We start from the raw sequence: 26,534 nt of genomic DNA on the forward strand, positions 1-26,534 counted from the left end.
GACAGCATGAAAACGACGGTCGCATCGCTCGAAGGGTCGCGTCAGAACCTGTTCATCAACGGCGCGTTCGTGGCGCCGAAGAGCGGGCAATATATCGACAGTTACGACCCGACCACCGGTAAGCCCTGGTACCAGTTCGCCGAAGCCAGCGAGGAGGATGTTGGCGCGGCTGTCGCGGCGGCGCGCGCTGCATTTGCCGATCCGGCCTGGCGGCGCATGACCCAGACCGACCGCGGCAGGCTGGTGCGCCGGCTGGCGGAGCTGGTGCTGGAAAACGCCGATGAGCTGGCGCTGATCGAGACGCGCGACAATGGCAAGCTGCTCAAGGAGATGCGGGCGCAAATGCGCGCTATGCCCGACAGCTACACCTATTTCGCCGGCATGGCCGACAAGCTGCTCGGCGACACCATTCCGGTCAACAGGCTCGACATGCTCAACTTTAACCTGCACGAGCCGATCGGCGTGGTCGGCATGATCACGCCGTGGAACTCGCCGCTGATGCTGCTCACCGGCACGCTAGCGCCGTGCCTGGCGCTCGGCAACACGGTGGTTGTCAAGCCGTCGGAGCATGCTTCGGCCTCGACGCTCGCTTTGGCCGAGCTGATCATGGAGGCAGGTTTTCCCGCCGGCGTCGTCAATGTGGTGACCGGCACAGGAGCAGTCGCCGGAGACGCGCTGACCCGGCATCCTGGCATCGCCAAATTCGTCTTCACCGGCGCGACCGGAACCGGGCGGCGGATCGCCGCCAATGCGGCGCAAAACCTCATTCCCTGCTCGATGGAACTTGGCGGCAAGTCGCCACATGTCGTGTTCGGGGACGTCGATATCGAGCATGCCGTGAACGGCGTCGTGTCCGGCGTCTTTGCGGCTGCGGGCCAGACATGCGTCGCCGGCTCGCGTTGCTTCGTCGAGGCAAGCGCCTATGAGCCTTTCGTCGAGGCGCTGGTCGAGCGCACAAGGCGGGTGCGGGTTGGACTGCCGATGCTGGAGGACACCGATATCGGCCCGCTGGCGCTGTCGGCGCAGCTCGCCAAGGTGGAAACCTATGTCGCTTCCGGTGTACGCCAGGGCGCGCGGATCGCGGCCGGCGGCAAGCGGCCGCAGTCGGACGAGCTTGCCGGCGGCTGGTATTTCGAGCCGACGGTGATGACCGATGCCGACAACGGCATGGAGTTCATGCAGGAGGAGCTGTTCGGCCCGGTCGTCGGCGTCATCCCGTTCTCGTCGGAGGACGAGATGATCCGGCTCGCCAACGACACCCGCTACGGTCTCGCCTCCGGCATCTGGACCCGCGACATCAACCGCGCGCTGCGCTTCGCCAGGAATGTCGACGCCGGCACGGTCTGGATCAACACCTACCGCGCCTCTTCCTTCATGTCCGCCAATGGCGGCTTCAAGGAAAGCGGCTACGGGCGGCGCGGTGGCTTCGACGTGATGGAGGAGTTCTCGCGGCTAAAGAACGTCGTCATCGACTATTCCGGAGCCATGCAGGACCCGTTCGTCATCCGCCTTCGCTGAAGAACCCGATGTAATGACCGGGAGATCAACATGAAGTTCGCCGTATCGCTGACAATGGAGCGCTTCTCGCCCGATATCCCAATGGCAAGGGTGAAGAGCAATCTGCTCGAGCTCGCGCGCATGGCCGACGAGGGCGGCTTCGAGACGCTGTGGACGGCGGAGCATCACACGATCGAATGCACGATCTCGCCCAATCCGCTGATGACGCTGACCTGGCTGGCGCAGCACACCGAGCAGATAAGGCTCGGCACCTCAACGCTGGTCGCGCCCTATTGGAGCCCGATCCGCCTGGCGGGGGAGGCGGCGCTTTGCGACCACCTGACCGGCGGGCGCCTGGAATTCGGCATTGCGCGCGGCTCCTACCAGTATGAGTTCGACCGTATGGCCGGCGGCATGCCGCAACAGGAGGGCGTCGCCTATCTGAAGGAGCTGGTGCCGGCGGTAAAGCGACTGTGGGCCGAGGACTATGCCCATGACGGGCACTACTGGAAGTTCCCTTTGGCCGCCGGCGTGCCGAAGCCGCTGCAGAGGCCACATCCGCCGATCTGGGTCGCCGCGCGCGATCCCGGCACTTTCGACTGGGCGGTCGGCATCGGCGCTTCGATCCTGTCGACGCCTTTGTCGGCGCCGCCGGCCGAAGTGGCCGTCCTTGGCGAGAAATTCCGCAAGGCCGTCGCCGATCATCCGGAGGTGCCGCGACCGCGCCTGATGATGCAGAGACGCACCTGTGTATACGATCGGGAGCAGGATTGGGAGGTCGCGGTCGGGCATGCCATCGACTACGGCCGCGCCTTCGAGAACCTGTTCCAGAATATCGGCACTGTCAGGGACGGCTTTCCCGAAGCCGTGCCCTACGAGAGCGTGAAAGGCAGGGACAACTACAATCCGGAAAACATCCGCCGCAACCTCATGTTTGGCACGCCGGACGAGGTGATCGAAAAGCTGCTCGACTATGAAGCCGCGGGCGTCGACCAATACTGCCTCGGCCTGACGTTCAACCTGCCGTTCGAGCTGCAGAAGAAGACGATCAAGCTTTGGGTCGACGAAGTGATGCCGGCTTTTGCCGCGCGCGAGCGCGACAGGGCGCGCCAGGCGGCGAGAGCGTGAGGATGGCGCGTTCCGGCCAACTCGATGTGGAAGGCGTGCTGCTCAACTGGCGCCTTGAGGGCGAAGGTGGCGTGCCGCTGGTCTGCATCCATGGCGTCGGCTCCTATCTCGAAGCCTGGAACGGCGTGGCCGATCGGCTGAAGGATCGTTTCGCGATCCTTACCTTCGACCTGCGCGGCCATGGCCGCTCCAGCCGGGTCAAGGGGCGTTACGAGATCGACGATTTCGTCGGCGAGACGCTGGCGTTGGCCGACCATCTGGGGTTTTCCACGTTCAATCTGGCCGGGTTTTCCCTGGGCGGCCTGATCGCGCAGCGCCTTGCGCTGACCCATGCCGAATGCGTGCGTAAACTGGTGCTTTTGTCGACCGTCGCCGGACGCACGCCGGAGGAGCGGCATGCGGTGCGCGGCCGGCTGGCGGCGCTGATGGCGAGCGACGCCTCGGCGCATCACGCCGCCTCGCTGTCGCGCTGGCTAACGGAGGATTTTCAGGACAGGAACCCTGAGATCATCGCGGAACTGCGCCGGCGTGACGCCGAGAATGACCCCGACTGCTACGCCGCCGCCTACCGGGTTCTTGCCGAGACCGATTTTGGCGGGATCCTCGACCGCATCACATGCCCGACGCTGATCGTGACGGGCGAGGACGACCAGGGCTCCAGCCCGCGCATGGCGCGGCTGATGCACGAGCAGGTGCAGGGGTCCGAGCTCGCCATCCTGCCAGGGCTTCGCCACTCGATCCTGATCGAGGCGCCGGCGCTTGTCGCTGAAACGATGGCCGGCTTCCTGCTCAGCGCCGGCCGCGGGAGAGGAGCCGTCGCGCATGCATAGCGGTCTTCGCGGAGCGGCAAGGGCCGGCTTGCCAAGGCGCACCTGGCCGAAAACACGCCGAAACATCCCCCGTGAGCGAGGGAAGGACGACGGCAAACATCCGGCGCGGAAGTGGAAGACCGGACTGGCCGGGCACCGCTAAATCCGCGAGCCGTCGGCGGGACGCCGACCTCGTCGGCAAGGAATTGCGAGATCATGACCGGCTGAATGGCCATGACCGCATGGGACTGAACAAACAACAAGGGAACAGACGAAAATGACATTCTGGAACAGACGACAGCTGACGATGGCCGCACTCGCGCTTGTGCTTAGCTCCTATCCCGCCCACGCCGGTGCGGTGCTCGACCGTGTGATGGCGGCTGGCACGCTCAAAGTTGCGACCGACGCCAACTGGGCGCCGCAATCCTTCATGAACGCGAACAACGAGTTGGATGGCTTCGACGTCGATGTCGCCAAGGCGATCGGCAAGCATCTTGGCGTCAAGGTCGAGTTCGTCACGCCCGGGTGGGACATCATCACCGCCGGCAACTGGGCGGGCCGCTGGGACATGCATGTCGGCTCGATGACGCCGACCAAGAAGCGCGCCGAGATCTTCGATTTCCCGGCGGTGTACTATTACACTCCCGCGGCGGTCGCGGTGCACAAGGACAGCAAGGCCAAGACGCTCGCCGATCTCGACGGCAAGGTGGTCGGCGCTACGAGCACCTCCACTTTCGAAGCCTATGCCAAGAAGAACCTGACCCTCGACGCCGCCGGGGCGCCGCCCTTCGAATACAAGCTCAACCCGAAGGAAGTCCATTCCTATGAGAATTCAACCACCGCCTTGGACGACCTTCGCCTCGGCGACGGCGTGCGCCTGGATGCTGTGGTGTCGTCGCTGCCGTCGATCCTCGATGCGGTGAAGGCCGGCTATCCGATCAGGCAGTTGGGCGAGCCGGTGTTCTACGAGCCACTGGCAATCGCCATCGAGCATGGCGATCCGGAACTGTCGGCCAAGATCGCCGACGCCGTGAAGGCGATGAAGGCCGACGGCACGCTGAGCAAGCTCTCGGAAAAATGGTACGGCCAGGACTACTCTAAGACGAACTAATCTGTCCAAGGCGGCCTGCCATTTAGCAGGCTGCCGAACTGCCGGTGCTCAAAGATGCTCTACCCGGATACCGTCGAGGCCGAAGTCCTCGTTCACAAGCCCTGGTTCGTGGCGACGATGTTCGGCATCGTCCTGCTGGTCTTCATGGCGTTCAACATGTCCGGCACCGGCTTCGCCGAACTCATGCGTCCGGTGATCGGCGAGCCTTCCACAAGCGGCTTCTACGGGCGCTTTGCCATCGGCTTCGCCATCGCGGTGATCTTCACGCTGAATGTCGTGCTGATCGGCTTCGCGCCGCTCAAGCTGCAGATCGGCATCGTATGGTTGGAGCTGCTGCTCCTGTTCATCGCCTTCTTCGAGACGTTCCACCTCAGCCTGCCTTTCATCCGCGAGAAGCTGCCGTTCCTGATCAGCCAGGGTGTCGTCACCACGCTCTATGTCTCGGCGATCTCCATCGTCATTGCTTCGGTGATCGCGGTGGCGGGCGCGGTCGCCAAGCTCTCCAACAACGGCTTCGCCTACGCTATCGCCAGCTTCTACACCTCGTTCTTCCGGGGCCTGCCGCTCTTGATGCAGGTCTACCTGATCTATCTCGGACTGCCGCAGCTCGGCTTCGTCATCAATGCCGTACCCGCCGGCATCCTGGCGCTGTCACTCTGCTACGGCGCCTACATGACCGAGATCTTCCGCTCCGGCATCCAGAGCATCGACCGCGGCCAGTGGGAGGCATCGCGCTCCATGGGGTTCGGCTTTGCGCTGACCATGCGCCGCATCATCCTGCCGCAGGCATTGCCGGTCATCATTCCGCCGACCGGCAACCAGTTTATCTCAATGCTGAAGGATTCGTCCCTGGTCTCCGTGATCGGCGTGTGGGAGCTGATGTTCCTGGCTCGCACGCTCGGCCAGAAGACCTTCCAGCATATGGAAATGCTGATCTCGGCTGCCGTCATCTATTGGATGCTGTCGATCTGCCTCGAGCTGATACAGTCCCGCATCGAACGGCACTATGCCAGGAGCAAGGTGCGATGAGCGCTCAAGCCATCATTGAGGCCAAAGCCGTTTCCAAATGGTACGGCCAGTTCCAAGCGCTGAAGGGTATCAACCTGACGGTCCACAAGGGCGAACGCATCGTCATCTGCGGGCCGTCCGGGTCGGGCAAATCGACGCTGATCCGCTGCTTCAACCGCCTCGAAGCGCATCAGGAGGGCGAGATCGTGGTCAACGGCGTCGCGCTGCATGGCAGGATGAGCAATGTCGCCGCCGTGCGCTCGAACATCGGCATGGTCTTCCAGCATTTCAATTTGTTTCCGCATATGACGGTGCTGATGAACTGCATGGCCGGACCGATGTGGGTCAAAGGTGTGCCCGCCGCGGAGGCGCGCCAGACCGCGCTCCAGTTCCTGGAACGGGTCCGCATCCCCGAGCAGGCGAACAAGTTCCCCGTCCAGCTTTCCGGCGGCCAGCAGCAGCGCGTGGCGATCGCCCGCAGCCTGTGCATGAAGCCCGATGTCATGCTGTTCGACGAGCCGACCTCCGCGCTCGACCCGGAAATGGTCTCCGAGGTACTGGACACGATGACGGGGTTGGCGCGGGATGGCATGACGATGGTGTGCGTGACGCATGAGATGGGCTTTGCCCGTGCCGTGGCCGACCGCGTCATCTTCATGGACGCCGGACAGATCGTCGAGGAGGGCACGCCCGACGCCTTCTTCGGCAACCCGCGTCATGATCGGACGAAGTTGTTCCTCAGCCAGATCCTGAAGCATTAACGTTCCAGGCAAGACTGCGCTTTAAAAAAACGGACAGCCCGCTGCCGGCCACAAAGACGACATGGCTGCTTTGCGCCTCACTGCCACCGCACAACATCGAGTTGCCTGACCTCTAAAGCAGCCCTTCGTCTGTTCAGCAAGCGAATTGCAGCTGAAGATAGGCGAATCGGGTCGTGCCGGTATTCTAGAGCAGAGCAGGTTTCGACCATGTGGGCAGCCAGACGCGTTCGGCCACACGATGGTCGCTGAGCAGGAGGTTGGGGTTGGAACCAGGACGACCAGTAGAACCAAGCCGCAATTGCAATAAGATGCTTCGTCGTTTCCGATTTCCGGCGTTCAATGTCTGAAGTGGACTGGCTTAGCCATCTCTTGCAGATCATCACCGTTACCGGCCGCCTCGAGGTCCGCTGCGCCTATGGTGCGCCGTGGCGTATCGCCTGGGCCCAAGCGGCGGCGAACGAGATCCCCTATCACGTCATAGTCAAGGGCCGGGCCATTCTCGAGGATCCGGAGTCGAAAACGGCGCGGGAGCTGGTGAGCGGAGATATCGTATTGCTCCCCCACGGTGCGCCGCATATGCTGCATGATGGTAGCGGGCAAGCGCCAATCCGCACGCATGAAAGCGCGAGCTCTGCCGGATGGATGCTGAGCGAGAACGAGAGCCAGGGCGAGCAACTGGATCTGCTGTGCGGACGATTTTTCGTCACGGCGCCCCATGATCGGCTGATCCGCGGCTACCTGCCGACAAATCTGGTGGCACAGGCAATGGACGGCCATGCGGAAGAGGGCAACGGGTCCGCCTCCAACCAACTCGCCGGCCTTGTCGCGCTGATGCGAATGGAATCAGCCGGCGACCGGGCCGGAGGACGCGCCATTCTCAACGCGCTTTCGTCGGCCCTGTTTACATTGGTGCTACGCGCGGCGAGCCAATCGGGGAAAGCCCCACAGGGCTTGTTGGCCTTGGCCGGCCATCCGCGCCTTGCTCCAGCCACGGCCGCGATGTTCGCGAACCCGGCACGGCCGTGGAAACTGCCCGAATTGGCCGATTTGTGCGGCATGTCGCGTGCCACGTTCATGCGCCAGTTTCGGGACAAGTTGGGTCGCTCTGCCCTCGACTTCGTGACCGATCTGCGCATGAGCCTGGCCGCGAACGAGCTCAGGAAATCGCGGATCAGCACGGAAGCCGTGGCCGAGGCCGTCGGGTATCAATCCGTTTCGGCTTTCCGGCATGTCTTCGCGGAAAGGATGGGGATGACGCCCGGTGAATGGCGGCGGCTGGCGCACAAGGGCGAGTAGACGCGCCGTCCAGAATCCGGGAGGTGCGGATTGATCCTTTCCCGTATTAGATTGAGCTGATTCAGTCTCGAACTTCTCACCCCTGCCCGTAAATTGGCTTCCGCAATCACTTGATAAGGGATGAATTGCATCAGTGTCGCCACAACCGGCGACGCAACCCGCACAGCCGCCGAAATCTCGGGGCAGACCGGCAAGAGTGAAAACGCTTTCGGGACGAACGCCGTCATCGAAACCATCCTGAGCCGCAGCGCCGCCAAGTACTACTACCCTAGCGCGGCCCTCACCGACGACCAGATCCGCGACCTGGTGCGTATCGGCACGTCCGCGCCAACGTCCTTCCACCTGCAGAACTGGCGCTTCATCGCCATACGCTCGCCTGAAGCCAAGGCACGGCTGCGTCCGATCGCCTGGAATCAGCCCGCGATCACCGAGGCGGCCGTGACCTTCATCATCATCGGACAGTTGGCCGATGCCAGCACCGTCCCCGCGCGTCTGGCGCCGGTGGTGGAAGCCGGCATCATGCCGGCGCACATTGTGCCGGAGTGGGAAATCCCCGCGCGAGGACTGTATGACAACCAGCCGCAGCGCCAGCGCGACGAAGCCGTACGCTCCGCGACCTTCGGAACCGCGGCGATCATCTACGCCCGCTCACTGGGCCTGGGTTCAACGCCGATGATCGGCTTCGACGCCGAGGCCGTGCACTGCGAGTTCGGCCTGGCCGAAGACGAAGTGCCGGTCATGCTCCTGACTGTCGGGCCGGAGCGAGCCGGCAACTGGCCGCAGAAGCCGCGCATGCCGGTGGCGGATGTGCTCGACTTTGCGTGATTACCGTCGCGTCGTTGAAATTCAAAAAAGCTAAGTTCGCGGCACGGCAATTCTAAGGAAACCGAGCAGCAGCCTCGCCGGCATCACACGACAACTCAACATCGAGGGGTCGGGGAAGGTGTCGAACCGATAATCTACGGCCATGAAAGCTCGAAAAGACCTTCGCGCCTGCAATTTACCCCGAACCAACAAGCCACTTAGGAGACAATTCCCATGAAAGCAATCGTTGTAACGGACCAGACTGCGGGAACGGCCGGCATGAAGCTGGTGGAGCGGCCCGAACCACAGGCAGCGATAAACGACGTCGTCGTTCAGGTGCACGCGGCGGGATTCGTCAACACCGAACTGGAGTGGCCCTCGACCTGGGTCGATCGGGCCTTCCGCGACCGGACGCCATCGATCCTCGGCCATGAATTGGCCGGTGTGGTCACCGCGCTTGGCTACGGCACCTCGGGGCTGTCGATTGGTCAGCGGGTGTTCGGCCTGTCCGACTGGCACCGCGACGGCACACTTGCTGAGTACATCGCCATGGAAGCACGCAATCTCGCGCCACTACCCGGCGATGTCGACTTCGCGGTAGGCGCGAGCCTGCCGATCTCGGGCCTCACCGCATGGCAGGGCCTGTTTCAGCATGGCCGCCTTAAGGCAGGACAGAGCGTGCTGGCCCATGGCGCGGCCGGCGCCGTCGGCTCAGCCGTGACGCAGCTTGCGCGGGAGGCCGGCGCCTATGTAATCGGCACCGGACGCGCCGCCGACCGCCAGAAGGCGCTCGACTTCGGTGCAAATGAATTCGTCGACCTCGGGAATGGTACTCTGGAGGACGTCGGTGGCGTCGATCTGGTGTTCGATGTCATCGGCGGCGATATCCAGAAGCGGTCCGCAGCGCTGATCCGGGCCGGAGGAACGCTGGTGACAGTCGTCGGACCTACCCAGGTGAGGCCAGCAGATGGCCTGACGATCGACTTCGTGGTCGAGGCGGATCGCGCCCAATTGTCCGAGATGGTTCAGCGAGTCCGGGACGGACGGCTGCGCACGAACATCGGCCACGTCTCGTCCCTCGAAAATGCCATCGCCACCTTCAACACAACTGAGCGGCGGGCGGGGAAGACCGTCATTCGCGTCCGTGAGTGAATGCGGTTCCTCCCTCCTCGAGCGCACCGGCGCGGTCATGCGCAACGATGGCGGGAATCCACCAGGTCTTAGGAGAGGGCGCAGTCGAACTAACGATAACGCGGTCGGGTCGCATTGCCACGATGGCGCAGGAGGTTGCGCGCGTCCTGATGCGAGAAAAAGTTCTCGCCCGTCGCCATCGGCCCGTCGTAGTGGCTCGTCATTTCCGCCAGTAACGCGCAGTCCGTGCCGACGGCAGCTTTTCCGAGGAGCTAGCTTGTCTGTCTGAGGCTAACGGCCCCGCAGGCTCTTGTTCAGGGCGCCGCCGGGCCGACCGGTGGGCACTTGAGGGAGAAACCCCACAGGCGCCTAAATCATATCAATACTCTCCGAAGCGCCGTCATGTGAACGAAGGACCGTGTTCGAAAGGTGCGGCTTGTTAGCCCGCGAACGCGCGAGATCGCGAAGCCCACGCCGATTGCAGCGCCGGTGAACAGCTTGCCGGCCAGATCGAGGGCGATGGCCGAACCTTGGCCCACGCGTCTGTGCGGGGCTCTCTGAGGGCGCTGGAAAGGTCGTCAAAGATCGCTTCCATGCCTGAGTCATGGATGGGACGCTGATTCTGTGATCCCCCTTTGCTGTGGCTCCCCGGCTACAGCCCATTAGCCGAGACTGTATTAGACAGGGCTTGTGCGGGGGTTCCTGGGTAGGGCGGACCATCTGGGAAAGGGGCGCACAAGCATTTGAGGGATGATAAGCCCGTCGACTCCGGTTGGCGGGCTTGTCATTTCAGGACTTGATGCTGGGCGCCGGCGGCTTCGTACCGTCGAATGACAACCGCTCGACCGAGGCGACGATCGCCACTGACAGTGCCTCGGCCTCGTCGAGCAGCGTTGGGCCATAATGGCCTCTCACCTGCTCCTCGCTCATTAGCACGCCGGGCGGGCAATGCTCCTCGATCGTCGCGCGGATCAGGCGCAGCGCAGCACGGCACTCGGTGGCTTCCATGGTCTCCATGACAACAAACATTCAATTTTGCTAAAATGTTCCATTGCGGCCTGGAACCGTTGCTAAAACGGCAAGTTTCCATAGTGTGAGCGGCTCACTCGTCCCTCCGGGCCGCTCGCCCTTAAAGTCCCCTACCTACAGCCCGCCGCTTTGTTCATTAGCGGCGGGCTTTTTCTCATGTCGTCTTATCGATGAGCGGCGCCTTCCGCTTCGGCGGCACATAGCTTGTGACGAGCTTCACTGCTGACCGTTTGATCGTGATGCCTAGATCCTTGCCGCCGACCGTCACCGTATCCTCATCGACGCGCAGGACTTCCCCGGTTAGCTCTATCTTCTGACCACTGCTGATGTTCGGCGACGTGTCTACGATCGAATGCGGCTGATGGTAGGAAGGGATCAAACGCTGACCCTGTCCTCAGTAACGCGCTTGCGGATCGTTGCGATGATCGCAACCGTATCGCCCACCTTGATGTTCTCCTGACCCATGCCATGACTTTGGCGCGGTATGCGGGTTCGTCAAGCGATTGCTAACGTTCTCCGATAGCCCGCCGCTGGTGTGCATTTTTACGATGGAATGGAACCTGTCCCGGCTAATGGGGTTGGACCCAACTCGGGGACGAAACTGCATGGCACAAAGGCGGCCTCACGGTCGCGCGGAAGTCATTCGCTCGATGATCCGAGACGAGCAAAACCGCCGCGCGTTACAAAAGCTGTTAGGGCTGGAAGTCGATCCGGAATTGCCGCTCAACTTCGTCTCGCTACTCGAGGCTCTTGAGGAAGCGGAGGAAGGCGAAGCGGATTAGGGCCTTACCCATTAGCGCAGCCAATAACCGTTGGTCTGCCGGTTGCCCACACCTGCTTGCGCACCTGCGTCAAATGTGAATGCGGGGCGCTTCTGTAAGGCTTAAGGTTCATAGGTCGTCCGGTTTTGTCATGGCGCACGGACGCTGGGAGCGAATAGCACTCTCGCCCAACCGCTGAGGCGCTGAGATGCACACCCAAATCATGGAACCGTCTGACCTCGAAATGCTCACTCGCGTGCTGCACCACATGTGCAAGCAAGAAGGGCATCAACTGGACTCTGACGATGCGCAGAACGTCGCCAGGAAGCTGCTCTATCTCTTCCAGAGCGGCATGGTAGATGAGTTCGACCTTATAGATACCATGGAGGCTTGGTCCCGGGAGAACGAACGCCGGTTTGGCTGAACAAGCCGCGCGGCGGCAACGCGCAACGCAGCACCCCACGCCACTATGGCCGAGAGCGCCCAATGCCGAAGGCTGTAGAACTGAGCGACCGCGAGCTTCACCGTCTGATCAGCTACGATGTGCGAACCTTGGAGCGGACCGATCTAACCGACGAGCAACGCAAGTTGGTCCAGCGACGGTATGGCATTTGCATTTCGGAAGCGATACGCCGGGTCAGGGTGCGCCACGAGAAAAATCGAAAGAGCTAGGCTGGTGGCCATGCCAGTAGCGGCCCGACAGTTCCGCGTTGGGGTTTGCGTTGGGTGAACCGCCGGGCCTAACCGACTCGGGTAGGGTGGCTGAGTCGGCTGAAGCGGAGGGTATATTAGCGAGGCTGCATCAATATCACGGTTGGTTACATTCCACCGGTTTTCGCCGGGCGGGGCGAAGCGACTGCTAATGGAACATCGGACGCGCAGCTAAGTTGATCGAACAGACGGCGCGCGGGTTGGCTGGCTTTCTATCCGCGCGCCGCGTCGGGGTGGGTTATCCCGATGAAGAGCCCGTCTGGCACCACCCATGGCAGGCGGGCTCTTTCCACGCCGGGCCGTCAGCGTGGGCTTCGGTAGTCGTCAAAGCTAATTTAGCGATGATGCATCTTTTTTAAATGACGGGCCGATGGTCGATAGTCGAAAATCGGCGGGCCTAACTTCATCGAGGGGGATCCTGCCATGAAGCGCACTTATGAAAAGCCGACCCTGGTAAAGCGCGATCGCCTATCCGCGGTTACAGCCGTGGTTGTCGTCTCGATCGTCAACGGCTCGGCGACCTGACACAGCACTACCCGGCGAACCCGCTGTGGGATTTCCCGCAGCGGGTTTTTGTTGCCTGCACTCTTGCTGATCGGTCGGCGCAGAGGAATATACTCCAATGGTGCGTCGACCCCTCAAGACGATCGCCAATGTCGAACAAGTACCTTTCGTCGAAGATACGCTCGGCAAGAAGCTGGCAGCCGGCACAGGCCTGTCGGTCTATTGCCTCACATGCAGGCGGACTGCGCTGCTCGACGTTGCCGAGCTGGTGAAGCGGCTCGGGCCAGACCACGGCTGCTTGCACTGGAATCTGCTGAAGGTGATCTATTGTCACTAGTGTCGCGCCGCCGGCCGCGACGACTGGAATCCCCAGTTCACGAACATCGCCAGGACGCCAGAACAGCGTAAGGGCCGGACGCCTCGTCCATAAGCCGGCTCTCAAATTTGAATGCAGGCGCGACTCTTTTATCTCAGAGTGGCGCATGCCGACTTACCGGTTCCAGGTCGTCAGAAACAATCACCTGCTGGGCGAAGCCTGGGTCGAGCAGGCGAACGTCGACGACATGCGTCGGGAAGCCTTACGGGCACTGCATGACATTGCGATCGACGAAATGGCATCAAGCGACTTGGACGAGACCTTGAGCGTATCCGTGCACGATGAGGAAGGCAGGCCGGTCTATTCCGCTACCCTCAGCATCTCTCAGCCATTTGCCTAGCGGCAAATTGCTTTTGGCCTTACATTCCGGTGAAGTAGACGGATATGCCGGCGCCGATCACAGCAAGGCCAATCATGAAGGCCATGAACGCCTCAAAACCATTGCCGCGGTCCCCGATTCTGTCCATTGCGTGCTCTCCCCAACAGTCAGCCGGGTTCTAACGTACTTGGCGTTAGAAAGTTGCGCCGACGACAGGTTGTCGGAAATGTGAGCGATTGCTAATGTTCTCTGAAAGCACGGGAGATTGGCGTGTCGATCAGAGATGAACTGCAGGTCCTGTGGAATGCCTATGCCAAAGCTTACACCCTCGGCGACGCGGCCACCTGTGGAGCAATGTTCACGGCCGATGCAGAGTTGCACTCACCTTACGCGCCTCCTGCCATTGGCCGCGACGCAATAGAGGCGCTTCACGCCGTCTGGACGCAAGGGCACGGCGACGGCGCAGAGAAGAAAATGACTGTATTGCAGGCAGGAAGCTCAGGTGACTTGGCCTGGTGCCTCGCCACGTATTCCGAGGGACTTAATACCGGCAACGGGACGTCGGTCGACGTCTTTGAGCGTCAAGGGGACGGCTCCTGGCTGATAAGAATGTGCAGCCTGAACAGCACAGACTAAACATTTGTGAAAGCGACCGCGAAATGCGCACATGATAGTGCCTCGTCCCCTTGGCGGGGGTCGAGACCATATCCAACAATTTCACCCGCTGGCTTCGGCCGGCGGGTTTTTCGTAGAGCGAGACAGCTGGACGGGCTCGGTGCGAGCAGCGGAAGGGCTGGAGGCCCTGTCCGTAATACCGGTGGCAGATCGTCGGTTTAGCTTGGGCCTAATTTCACCTTGGCGACGTCATCCTTGTAATCTTCCTTTGGATCACCCATGCCTAGGAACATCTTCACGCCAGCAACAAGGCTCGATGCGTCTTTCCAAACTTCAGCCGAGCCAGGATCGAAACGCAGCAGGCATAGCTTCGGGTCATCCTTTCCGCCTTCAAACCACGCCGCCACAAAGCGATTCCAAAGCCGCTCAATCAATGCCGGATCGTTGTTCACCTCCAAAGTGCCATTTACCGTCGCGAACAGATCATGACCCTTCGCAGCATAAACCAATTGTGCCCTTTGAGGGGAAGCGGCGGCTTTGGCGAGGTCAGTCTCTCTTGACGTGAAAAAGTAAATCACAGGCTGTTCGCCATCGAACTGCGCCGTCATAGGCCGGGGACTGATCGATCCGGCCCCAACCATGGCCGTCATGTCGGATCGGATAGAACGCCAAAATTTATCGACAAACTCGTTAGCTTCCTGCATCTCCGGAACCTCTATTGCGCTTGGGCCAACGCCGGCTCTCATCAATTGTTCCGGGTCCGCGCTATCTCGCCTGTGGGGCTGCGCCACGACGCGGACCATTTCTGGGTGCATCCATCAAAAGATAGTTTGCGAAGCGGCTCGATCTGCCAGATCGGCGCGATGTACATGAGCAAAGCGGAATATGGCCGATCTTCGGACTGTGCAGTCTGTCATGGCAGCGCCAGGATATTTGTTTGCGGCCGGTGGGAAAATTCGGGCGGAACATGCTGCCCGGCTGGAACGCACAAGCAAGGTTGCCCGGGGCGCACAATGACGTGCACGCACTGCGAAGGCAACCAGCATCAGGAGGGTGGTGCCGGCAGAGGGCTGGACGCCCAGTCGTAGCCTACCTTACGGGGCGATGGCGCCGTTAAGAGTCGTGGCAATCGACACGAACTGTGCATTTAGCGCGCCGCCCAGTGAGGTGGCTCCAACCATGATCCCCAAGGCGATCAGGGCTGCAATCAGACCGTATTCGATGGCCGTTGCTCCGGACTCGTCACGCAGAAGACTCGCTGCCAATTGCATTTTGCTACAGGCTCCAACTGGTGATTGGAGAAATATTAGGGACAGCTAATTTCGAGAGGGTAAACGGACAACCCTGGTTTTTAACCAACCGGTGAAGCTGGGCCGCCGAGGCTAATGAGTGTTCTCCAGCAGTCTCGTAGCAACCGGCTTATTGAACGATGCGGGCTACCAAACCAAGCTCATAGCGCGCCATCTGTCTCGTTGGCTCAACAAGGGATGCAACAGGTTGTGGTCTGATTGGAGCACAGCTTAATGAGGGCCTACGAGGTCGAGATAATGGCGGGCGAGGTCCCGCTTTCCCACAAGTCACTACCGCCGAAACGCCCATGGCTGCCGCTGCAAAGGCAAACGGGCGGCCGGTGGAGGACAGGCGGTCGGAAAACCATTGGGCCCCTGTGACGGATCACGAGAATTGGACCGTGTACAAGTCCGCGTTCCAACGGAACACATAGTTGGAGAGGCCGTTCTCCTGTGCCACTTAGGAGCGCCTCCATGTTCAACCCTATGCTCAATCTAAGTCTCTCCATGATGGAAGGCCAACAGGTGGTCTGGCTGCGGCTCCTGTACATTGATCAGGGCGGGAAAGGTGTCGAGCAGGAGGCCGAACGCATGCTCAGTGAGAAGATCGACGCCGCTGTGCACGCCGGGATCATGCTGGCTACCGGAGCGACGCCGGCGGCAATTGCGCGATACTATCAAAGGAAGGTCAGGGCCAACCGCATACGGCTGTCACGTTGACCTCGGCTCATCGTTGCCGACGTTCTCTCAAAACGGTGTCTCGTGTGCGTCGAAGCTGATCTCCGCAATGTGGAGCAACCGGCCTGCCGCGTCCCTGATATGCACCGCAAGAGTCGCATTATTCGATCCTGGCGCATATCTGCCGGTCGCATTCCTGATCATATCACCCAGATAGGTCTCGAACCTCGGTGCCTGAGAACGAACATCATTGCTCCCGCCCCAGCCGAGGAGGGGCAGACAATGTTCCAGGCCAGTGGATTTCTTGCGCGGTTCAAAAAATCCATCGGCTTGATCCAAGCCGAGACCGGCACTGTGTCTGAGCGACAAGGCCGTAACGATCGTCGACGCGATTCTTCGTCTGGGTGAGTGATCTGACGCGGGCTGAAGAGGCGCAAAAGGTCCGGTCCAGAACGGGATTCCAAGCGCGGCGGTTTTATCTGCGTACTTCGATCCAGGCGGGTGCGTGGTCGCTCGGCTTCTCCCACCCACGGGTCTCGACGTCGACGCCTGCGGCTTGAATCGTCTGCGCAAGCGATGGGCTTACAAGCAAGTGATCCATGCGCAGGCCGGAACTCCGGTCGTATCCGCCGCGGTAGGAAAAGTTCCAATAGGTGTAGATGCCTTTGCCCGGGTGGATTCTTCGCATCGCATCCACCCAGCCAAGGCTCAGCATGCGAGCGTAGGCGTTCCTGCTTTCGGGGAAGAAGACGGCATCGCCCAACCAACGCCGAGGGACCACAGCATCTATCTCGGTGGGCACGACGTTGTAGTCGCCACAAAGGACGGCGCGCTCGCCTAGCAGAGATTTGCTGTACTCGGTGAGACGGTCGAACCAGCGCAGCTTGTAATCGAATTTGGGGCCTGGCGCCGGATTGCCGTTCGGCAGATAGATGCAGCCGACGATCAGATCATCGACCTCTGCCTCGAGATAGCGGCTGTGCGTGTCGTCGGGATCGCCAGGCAAGCCGCGGCGTCGCTCGACCGGATCCCTCCCTCGCGCCAGGATTGCCACCCCGTTGTAAGATTTCTGGCCATGCCAGATCGCGCCGAAGCCGGCGTCTCGAATTGCTTCGATCGGAAATTTGTCGTCCGACGTCTTCAGTTCCTGAAGGCAGACAACGTTACAATCGGTTTCGCCAAGCCACTTCAGCAGGACCGGGAGGCGGCCGTTGACGCCGTTGACGTTGAACGTCGCGATTTGCGTCATCGCTATCTCCCAGGGGGATTTCGAACGCCCATTTCGAGAGTTGAAAGGGCGACAAGCACTTTCTCAGCGTCTACCGGCTTTTGAAGGCAGGGAACGCCCTTGAACTCGGCTGGAACGATGTCGGGATCATAGCCGGTAAGGAAGACAAAAGGTATCCCCCGCGCCTGGAGGGCGGAGGCCAGCCCGAAGCTGGGACCAGCGCCGAGGTTAACGTCCACCACAGCGCAGTCCGGCCTCTGAAGCTCCAGCAGCGAAAGAGCCTCGTCGGCTGCGCTGACGGGACCCAGGACTTTGGCCCCGGCGTCTTCGAGCATCTGTCCGGTGTCATCGGCAAGGTAAAAGTCGTCCTCGACCACCAACACTGCTCGGCCGTGCAGGTCAAAGCTCATTAACTCCTCCTGTTTTCCTGGCTTCGCTCCGCGGGCACGTCGGTCTGCAGCACGCTTTCGCTCGGCTGCAACGGAAAAGAAATGCGGCACAAAAGCCCGGTTTCGGTAAGCTGCATCTCACCTACACCTTTGAGCTCGAATGGCACGCGGCGGGTGATTAGCTCGGTTCCGAATCCTTTCCGCATCTGCCGACGCGGCGATATTTCGACGCCGCTCTCTTGCCACGTCAGTTCCAGCCAATCCCGGCCCTGCCGCGCCTGTCGCCGCCAGTGGACGATGACGTTACCCTGCGGCGCGCCAATGGCACCGTACTTGGCAGCGTTGGTCGTCAATTCGTGAATTGCCAATGTCAGGACCTCAGCTGCCTTTGGCATCAGTATGAGGGAAGGCCCGTCGACCGAAACCCGCGACGCATCGGCAGCTTGCGCCAGAAGTTCATCACGCACGATGACGTCCAGTTCCACACCTTCTCCGGCTCCGCGCGTCAGCAGAGTCTGAGTGCGCGCCATGGCGGCAATTCGGCCGCTCAGCCGTTCACGAAACTCCTGAGTGGAGCCGGTCGCGTCGCCTCTCTTGACAAGCGAAGCGACCGTGGCAAGAACGTTGCGGACCCGATGCTGTAGCTCAGCCGTCAGGACGGCCTGGCGCTCTTCGTTGCGCCTGCGCTCGGTGATGTCCTTGCCGATCTTCATGAACCCGCGAATTGTTCCATCATCATTGCGAAGTGCAACCGTCTGGCCGTCAAGGAAAACCCGGCCACCGTCCTTGGTTCTATGCCAGCGGACATTGGGAGCGACACCTTCAGAGCGCGCCCGGCTGAGTTCTTGCTCGGGCACCCCATGTGCCTGATCTTCGGGTGTGAAGATCGAGGAGGTGGGCTTGCCCAGCATTTCGTCTGCGCTCCAGCCGAAAACCGAAGCGGCCCCGGGCAACCAGTCGACGATCAAATCGTCGGGGTCACTTAGTATGATTGCGTAGTCTCGGGCATTCTCGACAATCAGGCGGAAGCGCTCATTTCCGTGCTCCAGCTCGCTCAACAACCCTCTGAGCTCGTATTGGCGCTGACGGGCACGCAGTGCTGCCCTGGTCGAGCTGGTAAGCGTAATGGACTCGACCGGGCGCTCTAGCAGCGTGACATTTCCGAGCGAGGAGACAAGCTCGGCTCGCCATGCTGTGGCCCTTTGATGGGGCAGGTGGCTCGTGAGAATGATGAAAGGAAGGTCTGACCAGACCGGCTGATCCTTGGTCCAGCGGATCAAGTCGTCGAGATCGCGACCGTAGAGACCTTCTTCGGCGGCGATGACGGCAAGACATTGCGGGCCAAGCCGCTCGACCAATGCGCTATAATCAGGACAAACGATCCCTGAGATTCCGATTCGCGACAAAATCTCGACGACCGCCGGCCCATCTCGGCCGATCGGGGCCAGGACAAGAACTGCGGCGCTGTCCATTGCAGGCCTAATCGTTGGCACCGTGCACCATTGGCAGTTCTTTGTCGCTGCTATAGGTCGGCGTGCCTGAGAAGACTCCGGAGAAGTGCGTGAGCGGCGGGCCCAGCGCAACGCCGTTTGGCGTCAGTTGAAATTCCCGGATCGTATGCTCGTGATTACCGCTGCGTTTCTTCACCACCGAAAGCGCACGCCGAACCGTGCCGCCGAACTCAAAGTAGCGCAGCATGAGCACGGCGTCGCTCAGGTAGCTGATGTCGAGAGGCGTATCCATCGGGCCAACGAGACCATGCTGTGCAAGAATGAGGATAGTGGTGACCCCCTGCTGCCCTAGATAGCTGAGCAACTCGTGCATCTGGAGGATCAAGAATCGCTCGTCAGGCATCGCGTTCAGATAGCCGTTCAGGCTGTCGATGACGACAACTCTGGCCTTGTCCAGCTCGACACTGGCGCGCACCCCGGCAGCGAATTCTCCGGGCGAAAGCTCGGCCGGATCGATTTGCTGGAGTCTTATGGTTCCGTCGGCCAGCGCCTGTTCAAGCGGCATACCCAATGTGCGTGCCCGCGCCTCAATCGTGCCGCTACCTTCGTCGAAAGCGAAGTACACGGCGTGCTCGCCCCGTTGAGCCGCAGCCAGGGCGAAGGTCAAGGCGAGTGAAGACTTTCCAACGCCGGCGGCGCCGATGAACAGAGCGTTGGTTCCTCGCTCGATGCCGCCCCCGAGCATCTTGTCGAGTTCGGCATTCCCACTCGGCGCCGCTTCGACGGTAAACTCCTTGTGGTGCTCCGCTGCTATCAGGCGAGGGAAGATTCTGAGGCCGCCTTTCACGATCGTGAAATCATGATAGCCGCCGCGAAACCGAATCCCTCGCATTTTGACCACCCGGATGCGACGCCGTTCCGCCCCATAGTCCAGCGCGAGTTGTTCCAGATTGATCACGCCATGGCATATCGAGTGCAATTGCAGATCGGTATCCGACGACGAGAGGTCATCCAGCAAAACGACCGTGCAGCGGCGTGCCGTGAAAAAATGTTTCAGCGCGAGAACCTGTCGTCTGTAGCGCAGCGAGTTCTGAGCCAGCAATCGCAGCTCCGACAAGCTGTCGAACACCACGCGCGTCGGATCAAGGGCGGCAATCTTGTCAAACACCAGCTTGGTGGTTTCGCTCAGTTCGACTTCCGCAGGGTGCAGGATCGTCAGTTCTCGGTCGGGATCGAGCGACGTTTCCGGCGGCACCAGTTCGAATATGTCAATCCCGTCGAGGGTCCAACCGTGCCGCTTGGCTACCAAGGCCAGCTCCCGTCGGCTTTCCGAAAGCGTGATATAGAGCACGCGCTCGCCGAGTCTTACGCCCTCGAGCAGAAATTGAAGCGCTATCGTCGTCTTGCCGGTACCGGGGCGTCCCTCGTAAAGATACATCCGGTCGGGGTCAAAGCCCCCACCTAAGATATCGTCCAGCCCCTCGCTGCCCGTCGATACGCGCCTTTCTCCCGAATCTTCGACATGACCATCGCCGCTTGCGGTTCGAGCGCGCCCCTCTTGATAATTAGCCACGTTTGCTTCCCCTAAAGGAATGCGCCGGGCAATGCCGGCAGCTGCGAGCCGAACAACGCCGAAAACTAACGCCGGTTCCTTGCGTTTACTCCATCCTTCACTACGCAGAATGTCGGCTAAGCGGGCGCCCGTGACGACGGCGTAGGACAGGCTGCACGACTTAATTTCGGGTCGCGCGCTCGCCCACCTCTTCGATCTTGTCCAGGACAGCTTCCGGCGCCACATCGCGCTTGAGTTCTTTCAGTTCTTCGTCTGCCTCGGTGTTCACGTCCAAGCGCTTGGCAATCTCTTCAACCAGCTTGATGAGCTTGGTCGTCTCATGTTCATTCAGCAGACTGACCTGCAGATCCAGGTCTGCCCTGGCATCATCCTCAGCCGCCATGCGGTTCTGGTTGATGAGCACGAAGGTCGACAAGAAAATCGCCTCGACAGAGGCAAACATCGCCAGGATGACCAACGACGGATCAAATGGCTTGATGAACGTTACAATGCCGAGATTGAGTCCAATCCACGCCCCAAAGATGACCAGGTGGATGTAGACGAAGATCATGCTGCCGGCAAAGCTGCTGATCGCTGCGGCTGCACGTTGCTCCAGCGAGGCGGCCTTGGCATCGCGCTTCCTCCTTTCGACCAGTGCCTCTATGTTTCGCGCCAGGGCAGGGGCGAGCCCCTCCGCCGCCGGCGTGGTCGGCGTCACGTACCCTATGCTTTCTGCGGCGGCCTTCGGATGCATTTGGATCTCCCGTGTAGCCACCCTAACTCCCTGTTTGAGAATTCGCTCCATCCGCCAGTGCATGATGCGAGCCTTGCTCCTTTTTGGAGCCCAACCCGGCCTGCTCCGCTAACAAGCATGCCTCGCCCGGTCTCATTCCGTGACGATGCGAGCATCAGGCGAGAAATTGTCGGTGCTCTGCGGTCCGAAGCATGGCCATCGATCGGAGCAGCCGACGTGAGCGTGACAAGCGGCGTGGTCACCTTGTGGGGCGGTTATCTGTCGGAACAGGAACGAAAGGCATCGCTCGTTCTGGCCGAAAACATCGCCGGAGTTCGGGCGGTGAACGATCACCGCGTTCCCCTCGACATTGCCTAGGCGGTGGTTTGAGGCAGGGCGAGGACAGAGAAATGAGCATCGAAGTCAAGGACGCTGCCCCGGTTTCCGAACAGCAAATCCGTCAACTCGTGGACCTGGTTTACGACGTTCGCCTTATTCTATCGTCCTGACCGGCCCTGGCCGCCGATACGCGCCCCATGACGTTCGTGGTTACCGACAACTGCATCACATGCAAATACATGGACTGCGTGGAGGTCTGCCCCGTCGACTGCTTCTACGAAGGCGAGAACGTCGCGAATGCGCTGGGCGCAGTCGTAGGGCAGGTGTGCATGTCGGTGGAGGCTCGCGTCAGCCAGCCGGAAATTGGGCTCTTCCGTCTGAATTCCAGGGAGCGGCTGGACGACTTCGATGCCGAGGCCGAAGCCATGGCCTCCCCCGAGTCGTCATGGCGTGGTATTGGCGGCGGCCACTAGCGGCCGCCGCACATGCTCAAAGCACCTGGTCGGCGATGACGATCGAATATTGCTCCTCGGTGCGATCCCGGCGGATGTCGAATTCCGGGAAATCGACCGAGCGATAGTTGGGGCAGAGCGTCCGCCAATAGCGGTTCCAGCCCGGCGAGATCTCGATCACGTCGCGCGACTTGCGATTGCCGCTTCAAGAAATGTGTTGAAGGCTTCGATCTGGCGGATGCGCAGCCAGTTGCGCCCGTCATAGCGAAGCAGCCGCTTCACGGCATGTTTGCTTCGGTTCTTCAGAGCAACGGCAAGGCCTGTCATTCTCGACCTCCTCCTGCCGGCCGCCTCAATAGGTTAGAAAGCATGACGGAAAAAGGGCTGTCGCAAAGGGCGCAAGATCAGACAGTGCTAATCGAGCTTGCTGTCTCTCAGCATAGGGATAAGCTTGGCTGCTGTTGGGGAGAGGGTTGAAGTTGGTCCGTCGATCGGCTCGAGCTCATCTGCTTGGCTTGATAGCAGCGGTCGTGTTGCCCGTCTGGCTATTCGCCGCCTACCTGTTCGTTGACTACGCGCGGCATGAACAGTCGCGGCTAGAGCAGGAAGCACGCTGGACTGCCCGTCAGATGTCGCTGGTCGTAGAAGGCGAACTGGCCAGTCTCCAGACCCTTCTCGATGGGCTTTCGAAATCTCCGGCCCTAGCGGCTCAAGACTGGCAAGCCTTCGGCAGCGAAGCCCGACGCGTCGTCCAGGGCACGGATCAGATAATCACGCTCCGGGATTTCGAAGGTCGCGACCTCGCGAGCAGCCAGCCGGGCAGGATGCCGGATCTGCCGGAGCGACCGCTTACGGCCGCCGAGCATGAACAATTGAAACTCGCCGGTATCCTGGTTAGCAACGTATATGCCGCGCCGGGACCGAACGCATATCGTATTGCGGTTGCCAAACAGGTGTCCGGCGCGAAGGGCGTGCCGCTGCTGCTTTCGATCTCGGTCCCAACGGAACGCATTCGCCTCGTGATGCTGCCCGCCGTACCCGATGGATGGATCATCGGCGTTGGTGACCGTGAGGGAAGATATGTCGCGAGGTCAAAGCTGCACGACCAGGTGACCGGCAGGCCTGGTTTGCCGGAATACGTGAGTAAAATTGTAGGTCGCTCGGGTAGCTTCCACTCCCGTAATTTCGAGGGCAACACCCTGCTCGCAGGCTACTACAGGTCTCCCTACTCGGAGTGGTTCTACACCGCCAACATTCCCTTGGCTGACGTTCAGGCACCTCTCTGGTCGTCCCTCGCACAAATCGGTGCGACGGGTCTCGCAGCGCTGCTCATATCGCTGGCTCTCGCCTACGTCGTAGGCAGGAGAATCACCAAAGCTACCGGCGATCTCGCCGCTAGTGCCGATGCGCTTGGGAGCGGCCGCGCAGTTCAGGAAGTCTCCACCTCAGTCGCCGAGTTCGCCTCGATTTCCAAGGCCATGATCGCTGCCCAGCATGCCATCTCAAAGCGCACGCGCGAGCTGGAGACGGTTCTGGAGACTGTGCCGGCCGCGGTCTGGTTTACCTACGACCCGCAGGCGCACCAGGTCATCCGCAACCGGTTCGCGGCCGAACTTATGGGCCTGCCAACCGAGGGGCGCGATCTCTTTGGCAGGCCTGACCAGGTCATCGCCACCTTGGCATATAAGGATGGCCAGCCTGTAAGCCGGGAAAATCGACCGCTGAGCAAGGCCATGCGCGGCGAAAACACCAGCAACGAAGAATTTGTTTACACCTTGCCGACGGGAGGAGAGCGCTATCTGCTTTCCAGCGCCCGGCCCATACGCAGTCCGCAGGGATCGATCATTGGGGCCGTGCAGATCAGTTTGGATATTTCCGAGCGCAAACGCGGTGAAGAACAGCGCCAGTTACTTGTTAACGAGTTGAACCATCGCGTTAAGAACACCCTTGCCGTGGTCCAAGCGATAGCCGGCCAGATCCTCCGCAACGCGACCGGCCTCGAACAGGCAAGAACAGCCTTATCAGCCCGGCTCGTGTCACTGGCCAAGGCACACGACATTCTCACCCGGCAAAACTGGAGCGGAGCTGATCTCGCGGAAGTTATTGCGGCCTCGGTAGGGCCTCATGCGCCGATTGACCGATTTGATTTCTCCGGGGACAAGATCTGGCTGCCTCCGAACACAGCGCTCTCCTTCGCCCTAGCCTTTCACGAACTTACGACGAATGCCATCAAACATGGAGCGCTTTCGAATACGAAAGGCTCGGTCTCCATCTCTTGGCGAATTGAAAAGCACAGGGAGGGCATAAGCATTCTCGAACTCGAATGGCGCGAGCAGGGCGGTCCGCCGGTCGCGCCCGGCAAGGCAGGTTTTGGAGCGCAACTTCTGCAGCGGGTCTTCGGCGGAGAAAAGTCGGGTGGCGTTGAACTGATCTACGAGCGGACGGGAGTGCGCTGTCTTTTCACAGTTCAGTTCGAACACCAACAAGCTCCGAAGCCGGCCGACTGATCTTCACAGGGGAAGATCAGCCGGTCGGCCTACCTGTCCTAGTAATTGCCGCTGTAGTACCGGTCGTCGCAGGGCGCCGTGTAAATGCGTCCGTAGCGGTCCCTTACGCAGAGCTGATCGCCGCGGCGCTGCGGCGTAGTCGCAGAGCCGACCACGGCGCCGACCGCTCGCCGCGCCGATTACCGTGCTCTTGGTGGGCCATCAGTTGAGAGGTGGCCGGCTCCCGGCCGTCGCGAAGCTTTCGCCTCACCTGGGTTGAAACAGACGGGCCGGAGGTTCAGAGCGTCGGCCGCGGCGGCTTTGGAAGCGTGGTGTTGAAGCGCGTCGCGCCTTAGGCGGTAGGCGGTACGAGTAATCTCGAATATGGCCCGCATGGAATTGTCCGGACGCTGGAAGCGCCATTCGCCGGCCTGGCAGCCACCATTGCTGCCTAACAGCAAGCCGCGCCCGTTACTCGGCGCCGTCCGGCAGGCCTTTTGTTGACAACCGTCGACAGCGCAGGCGACAGGTGATACGCGTCTAGTCTGCCGATCTTCCTTTGCGAGCAAGCGCGAGACAAACCGCAAGCCGATTGCGGGAGCCCGTATCGCGGAGGTAGTACGCAAAGGGCTCGCCGGTTGAATCTTGTCACGCCCACATCCTTTCAATAACTTAGCTGTGCCGATGGCTGAGAAGGACGTTGGTCAGCCGCTGATGGACCCGAACAAGACATCGCTCGAGCGCGCTTTTGAACTCGCCCGTTCGGGAGAGGTAGCCGATCTCAAAGCGTTGCGGAACCGACTGTCCTCGGAGGGCTATGACGGGCGGCAGTTGGAAGGCAAATTATTGCTCAACCAGCTTGCCGAGATGATCAAGAAGGCCGCTCCGTCTTCTGTGAATCCAAAGAAACTTCGTTAGCAAAACGGCGCACTTTCCCGGAGAGACCGGGCAAGACTCAATCACTTATACTTGTCGCTCGTGACCAGCCTCAGAGTGTCGGCGTTCACTGTGACCGGCTCACCAAGATTCACCGTGACCTTGTCGCCATCGACCCGGGTGACATCGCCGATCAGCTCAATGTCCTGGCCCTCCTTGACCTTAGACGTTGGATCGACAATCGAGTGAGGCTGCCCATAGGAGGGAATGGAAACGCTTACCCAGTCCTTCGTGACGCGCCTACGTACCTTGGCCCTAATGGCGACCTTATCGCCAATGTTGAAAGAGCCCTTCGCCATGCGAACGAGTCTGGGAGCGACCAGAGCGTTAGTCAAGCGAATGCTAATATACGCCGCATCCACTGCTTGAGATTGCCGTGCAAACAAAAAGCCCCGGACAATCTTGTCCGGGGCTTCTGTCGAGGTCCGCCCATAACCGTGAATGTGCCAGCTGCCGAATCGTGGGTTGCAGTCGTTTTCATGTCACCTTGGTAGGCAGAGGTGCCTGCGAGGCCAACCGATTAGGCGGGCGCTTTTTTCGTTCTCGTGCACAGTCGGATTTGCAAAACGCTAGGACTTTATGCCCCGCGCGGGCGGCTTTGGCGTGCCGTCGAACGACAGCCGCTCGTTTTTGAGCTTTGGCAGGCTGCTATATCGATCAATATATGAGGAACGGCTCGCCGGAAGCGCCAGCCCTCCGGCGGATCTCCGTCAGCATCGACTGCGCAAATTCCAGGTTCTCAAGCGGTCCTGGTTTGGTCCAACTCGGCCTTCCGTAAATAACGGCTGTGGCAAATTTATTAGCTGAACTGCGTGAGAATTAATCCTTGGCACTCGCGCGGTCGCCATACCGTGCCAGCACCTCCTGAAGCGCTTCAACCGCTGCATCGGTCACGATGCCATCCGTCTCGACTAAGAACTCGTGACTGTGCCGGCCGATGTAGTCGGGTACGATCTGAAACCGAAAACCGGGTAACGCCGAGCGAAGGTCCTTACTCAGCTGCTCAACCAGCTTGGGCGTGACCGCACACATGCGTGGCGGAACAACGATCAAATTGGTGGCCTTTTGGCGCGAAACCATTTCGGTCTCCCGAAAAGAATGAGCGGGCAGCCCGGTGGGGGACTGCTGGCCGCCCGAGGTG

General features: G+C 60.7%; 31 protein-coding genes and 2 pseudogenes. 19 read left to right on the forward strand and 14 right to left on the reverse strand.

Annotated elements, in window-relative coordinates; all coding sequences use genetic code 11:
* Positions 1 to 6: 6 nt before the first annotated feature.
* The 9 genes from ACVMIM_RS09740 (at position 7) to ACVMIM_RS09780 (ending at position 9,566) form a co-directional block, all read left to right on the forward strand.
* The gene (locus ACVMIM_RS09740) at positions 7 to 1,518 is read left to right on the forward strand and encodes an aldehyde dehydrogenase (RefSeq protein ID WP_476111770.1); all 1,512 of its coding nucleotides are present in this window, start codon (positions 7 to 9) and stop codon (positions 1,516 to 1,518) included.
* Between the two features lie 30 nt (positions 1,519 to 1,548).
* Positions 1,549 to 2,625, forward strand: coding sequence for an LLM class flavin-dependent oxidoreductase (locus ACVMIM_RS09745; RefSeq protein ID WP_476111771.1), 1,077 nt, complete (start codon positions 1,549 to 1,551; stop codon positions 2,623 to 2,625).
* Positions 2,626 to 2,627: 2 nt separating this feature from the next.
* Positions 2,628 to 3,455, forward strand: a complete 828-nt coding sequence (locus tag ACVMIM_RS09750) for an alpha/beta fold hydrolase (protein WP_476111772.1) — start codon at positions 2,628 to 2,630, stop codon at positions 3,453 to 3,455.
* A 256-nt stretch (positions 3,456 to 3,711) separates the two neighbouring features.
* The gene (locus ACVMIM_RS09755; protein WP_476111773.1) at positions 3,712 to 4,545 is read left to right on the forward strand and encodes an ABC transporter substrate-binding protein; all 834 of its coding nucleotides are present in this window, start codon (positions 3,712 to 3,714) and stop codon (positions 4,543 to 4,545) included.
* A gap of 54 nt (positions 4,546 to 4,599) precedes the next feature.
* Complete coding sequence (locus ACVMIM_RS09760; RefSeq protein ID WP_476111774.1) at positions 4,600 to 5,574, forward strand: amino acid ABC transporter permease; 975 nt, start codon at positions 4,600 to 4,602, stop codon at positions 5,572 to 5,574.
* Positions 5,571 to 6,314, forward strand: coding sequence for an amino acid ABC transporter ATP-binding protein (locus tag ACVMIM_RS09765; RefSeq protein WP_476111775.1), 744 nt, complete (start codon positions 5,571 to 5,573; stop codon positions 6,312 to 6,314). The genes ACVMIM_RS09760 and ACVMIM_RS09765 overlap by 4 nt, the downstream gene beginning before the upstream one ends.
* A gap of 339 nt (positions 6,315 to 6,653) precedes the next feature.
* Positions 6,654 to 7,610: an AraC family transcriptional regulator gene (locus ACVMIM_RS09770; RefSeq protein WP_476111776.1), complete on the forward strand. Its 957-nt coding sequence runs from the start codon at positions 6,654 to 6,656 to the stop codon at positions 7,608 to 7,610.
* Between the two features lie 120 nt (positions 7,611 to 7,730).
* Positions 7,731 to 8,435 (forward strand): nitroreductase family protein, encoded by a 705-nt coding sequence (locus ACVMIM_RS09775; protein WP_476111777.1) that lies wholly within the window; start codon positions 7,731 to 7,733, stop codon positions 8,433 to 8,435.
* Positions 8,436 to 8,648: 213 nt separating this feature from the next.
* On the forward strand, positions 8,649 to 9,566 hold the full coding sequence (locus ACVMIM_RS09780) for an NADP-dependent oxidoreductase (RefSeq protein ID WP_476111778.1): 918 nt from the start codon (positions 8,649 to 8,651) through the stop codon (positions 9,564 to 9,566).
* 71 nt (positions 9,567 to 9,637) lie between these two features.
* Here the strand turns inward: ACVMIM_RS09780 and ACVMIM_RS09785 are convergent.
* The 3 genes and pseudogenes from ACVMIM_RS09785 to ACVMIM_RS09795 form a co-directional block, all read right to left on the reverse strand.
* Positions 9,638 to 9,790: pseudogene (locus ACVMIM_RS09785) on the reverse strand (mandelate racemase); the annotation flags it as partial.
* A 544-nt stretch (positions 9,791 to 10,334) separates the two neighbouring features.
* Entirely contained in the window at positions 10,335 to 10,574 is a 240-nt protein-coding gene (locus ACVMIM_RS09790) for a hypothetical protein (RefSeq protein WP_476111779.1), read from the reverse strand.
* A gap of 154 nt (positions 10,575 to 10,728) precedes the next feature.
* Entirely contained in the window at positions 10,729 to 10,953 is a 225-nt protein-coding gene (locus ACVMIM_RS09795) for a hypothetical protein (protein ID WP_476111780.1), read from the reverse strand.
* Positions 10,954 to 11,224: 271 nt separating this feature from the next.
* On the opposite strand from ACVMIM_RS09795, the gene ACVMIM_RS09800 reads away from it, so the two are divergent.
* The 5 genes from ACVMIM_RS09800 to ACVMIM_RS09820 all read left to right on the forward strand — a co-directional run bounded on the left by ACVMIM_RS09800 (position 11,225) and on the right by ACVMIM_RS09820 (position 13,881).
* A complete protein-coding gene (locus tag ACVMIM_RS09800; RefSeq protein WP_476111781.1) occupies positions 11,225 to 11,356 on the forward strand; it encodes a hypothetical protein in 132 nt (43 codons plus the stop codon).
* Between the two features lie 187 nt (positions 11,357 to 11,543).
* Complete coding sequence (locus tag ACVMIM_RS09805; RefSeq protein WP_476111782.1) at positions 11,544 to 11,759, forward strand: hypothetical protein; 216 nt, start codon at positions 11,544 to 11,546, stop codon at positions 11,757 to 11,759.
* Between the two features lie 909 nt (positions 11,760 to 12,668).
* On the forward strand, positions 12,669 to 12,887 hold the full coding sequence (locus ACVMIM_RS09810) for a hypothetical protein (RefSeq protein ID WP_476111783.1): 219 nt from the start codon (positions 12,669 to 12,671) through the stop codon (positions 12,885 to 12,887).
* Between the two features lie 145 nt (positions 12,888 to 13,032).
* A complete protein-coding gene (locus ACVMIM_RS09815; RefSeq protein ID WP_278051898.1) occupies positions 13,033 to 13,266 on the forward strand; it encodes a DUF6894 family protein in 234 nt (77 codons plus the stop codon).
* A gap of 249 nt (positions 13,267 to 13,515) precedes the next feature.
* Positions 13,516 to 13,881 (forward strand): YybH family protein, encoded by a 366-nt coding sequence (locus ACVMIM_RS09820; RefSeq protein ID WP_476111784.1) that lies wholly within the window; start codon positions 13,516 to 13,518, stop codon positions 13,879 to 13,881.
* A gap of 197 nt (positions 13,882 to 14,078) precedes the next feature.
* On the opposite strand, the gene ACVMIM_RS09825 is transcribed toward ACVMIM_RS09820, so the two are convergent.
* Positions 14,079 to 14,606: a pyridoxamine 5'-phosphate oxidase family protein gene (locus ACVMIM_RS09825; protein WP_476111785.1), complete on the reverse strand. Its 528-nt coding sequence runs from the start codon at positions 14,604 to 14,606 to the stop codon at positions 14,079 to 14,081.
* Positions 14,607 to 14,954: 348 nt separating this feature from the next.
* Positions 14,955 to 15,131: a Flp family type IVb pilin gene (locus ACVMIM_RS09830; RefSeq protein WP_476111786.1), complete on the reverse strand. Its 177-nt coding sequence runs from the start codon at positions 15,129 to 15,131 to the stop codon at positions 14,955 to 14,957.
* A gap of 492 nt (positions 15,132 to 15,623) precedes the next feature.
* On the opposite strand from ACVMIM_RS09830, the gene ACVMIM_RS09835 reads away from it, so the two are divergent.
* Positions 15,624 to 15,869 (forward strand): hypothetical protein, encoded by a 246-nt coding sequence (locus ACVMIM_RS09835; RefSeq protein WP_476111787.1) that lies wholly within the window; start codon positions 15,624 to 15,626, stop codon positions 15,867 to 15,869.
* 433 nt (positions 15,870 to 16,302) lie between these two features.
* Here ACVMIM_RS09835 and xth read toward each other — a convergent pair whose 3' ends face one another.
* From xth to ACVMIM_RS09860, 5 genes are all read right to left on the reverse strand, one after another.
* Positions 16,303 to 17,076: an exodeoxyribonuclease III gene (xth, locus tag ACVMIM_RS09840; RefSeq protein WP_476111788.1), complete on the reverse strand. Its 774-nt coding sequence runs from the start codon at positions 17,074 to 17,076 to the stop codon at positions 16,303 to 16,305.
* A gap of 2 nt (positions 17,077 to 17,078) precedes the next feature.
* Entirely contained in the window at positions 17,079 to 17,465 is a 387-nt protein-coding gene (locus ACVMIM_RS09845; RefSeq protein ID WP_476111789.1) for a response regulator, read from the reverse strand.
* Entirely contained in the window at positions 17,465 to 18,916 is a 1,452-nt protein-coding gene (locus ACVMIM_RS09850; protein ID WP_476111790.1) for a sensor histidine kinase, read from the reverse strand. Before ACVMIM_RS09850 ends, ACVMIM_RS09845 begins: the two co-directional genes overlap by 1 nt.
* Before the next feature lie 7 nt (positions 18,917 to 18,923).
* Positions 18,924 to 20,468: an ATPase domain-containing protein gene (locus ACVMIM_RS09855; RefSeq protein ID WP_476111791.1), complete on the reverse strand. Its 1,545-nt coding sequence runs from the start codon at positions 20,466 to 20,468 to the stop codon at positions 18,924 to 18,926.
* A gap of 160 nt (positions 20,469 to 20,628) precedes the next feature.
* On the reverse strand, positions 20,629 to 21,201 hold the full coding sequence (locus tag ACVMIM_RS09860; RefSeq protein WP_278049495.1) for a DUF1003 domain-containing protein: 573 nt from the start codon (positions 21,199 to 21,201) through the stop codon (positions 20,629 to 20,631).
* A 117-nt stretch (positions 21,202 to 21,318) separates the two neighbouring features.
* Here ACVMIM_RS09860 and ACVMIM_RS09865 point away from each other — a divergent pair, with 117 nt between their 5' ends.
* A complete protein-coding gene (locus tag ACVMIM_RS09865) occupies positions 21,319 to 21,558 on the forward strand; it encodes a BON domain-containing protein (RefSeq protein WP_278049496.1) in 240 nt (79 codons plus the stop codon).
* Between the two features lie 158 nt (positions 21,559 to 21,716).
* Positions 21,717 to 21,812, forward strand: a pseudogene (locus ACVMIM_RS09870) (ferredoxin FdxA); the annotation flags it as partial.
* 196 nt (positions 21,813 to 22,008) lie between these two features.
* Here ACVMIM_RS09870 and ACVMIM_RS09875 read toward each other — a convergent pair.
* Both ACVMIM_RS09875 and ACVMIM_RS09880 read right to left on the reverse strand, forming a co-directional pair.
* Complete coding sequence (locus ACVMIM_RS09875) at positions 22,009 to 22,152, reverse strand: hypothetical protein (protein ID WP_476111792.1); 144 nt, start codon at positions 22,150 to 22,152, stop codon at positions 22,009 to 22,011.
* Complete coding sequence (locus ACVMIM_RS09880) at positions 22,149 to 22,298, reverse strand: hypothetical protein (RefSeq protein WP_476111793.1); 150 nt, start codon at positions 22,296 to 22,298, stop codon at positions 22,149 to 22,151. The genes ACVMIM_RS09875 and ACVMIM_RS09880 overlap by 4 nt, the downstream gene beginning before the upstream one ends.
* A 203-nt stretch (positions 22,299 to 22,501) precedes the next feature.
* Between ACVMIM_RS09880 and ACVMIM_RS09885 the strand changes: the two genes are divergently transcribed.
* Together ACVMIM_RS09885 and ACVMIM_RS09890 are read left to right on the forward strand one after the other, a co-directional pair.
* Complete coding sequence (locus tag ACVMIM_RS09885; protein WP_476111794.1) at positions 22,502 to 24,478, forward strand: sensor histidine kinase; 1,977 nt, start codon at positions 22,502 to 22,504, stop codon at positions 24,476 to 24,478.
* A gap of 663 nt (positions 24,479 to 25,141) precedes the next feature.
* Complete coding sequence (locus ACVMIM_RS09890; RefSeq protein ID WP_476111795.1) at positions 25,142 to 25,375, forward strand: hypothetical protein; 234 nt, start codon at positions 25,142 to 25,144, stop codon at positions 25,373 to 25,375.
* A gap of 41 nt (positions 25,376 to 25,416) precedes the next feature.
* Here the strand turns inward: ACVMIM_RS09890 and ACVMIM_RS09895 are convergent, their stop codons facing one another.
* Together ACVMIM_RS09895 and ACVMIM_RS09900 are read right to left on the reverse strand one after the other, a co-directional pair.
* Positions 25,417 to 25,692 carry a KOW domain-containing RNA-binding protein gene (locus ACVMIM_RS09895; protein ID WP_476111796.1) on the reverse strand — a complete coding sequence of 92 codons (276 nt, stop codon included), beginning with the start codon at positions 25,690 to 25,692 and terminating at the stop codon, positions 25,417 to 25,419.
* A gap of 520 nt (positions 25,693 to 26,212) precedes the next feature.
* On the reverse strand, positions 26,213 to 26,473 hold the full coding sequence (locus ACVMIM_RS09900; RefSeq protein WP_476111797.1) for a hypothetical protein: 261 nt from the start codon (positions 26,471 to 26,473) through the stop codon (positions 26,213 to 26,215).
* Between the last annotated feature and the right edge of the window lie 61 nt (positions 26,474 to 26,534).

It is taken from the genome of Mesorhizobium sp. USDA 4413 (assembly GCF_056280365.1).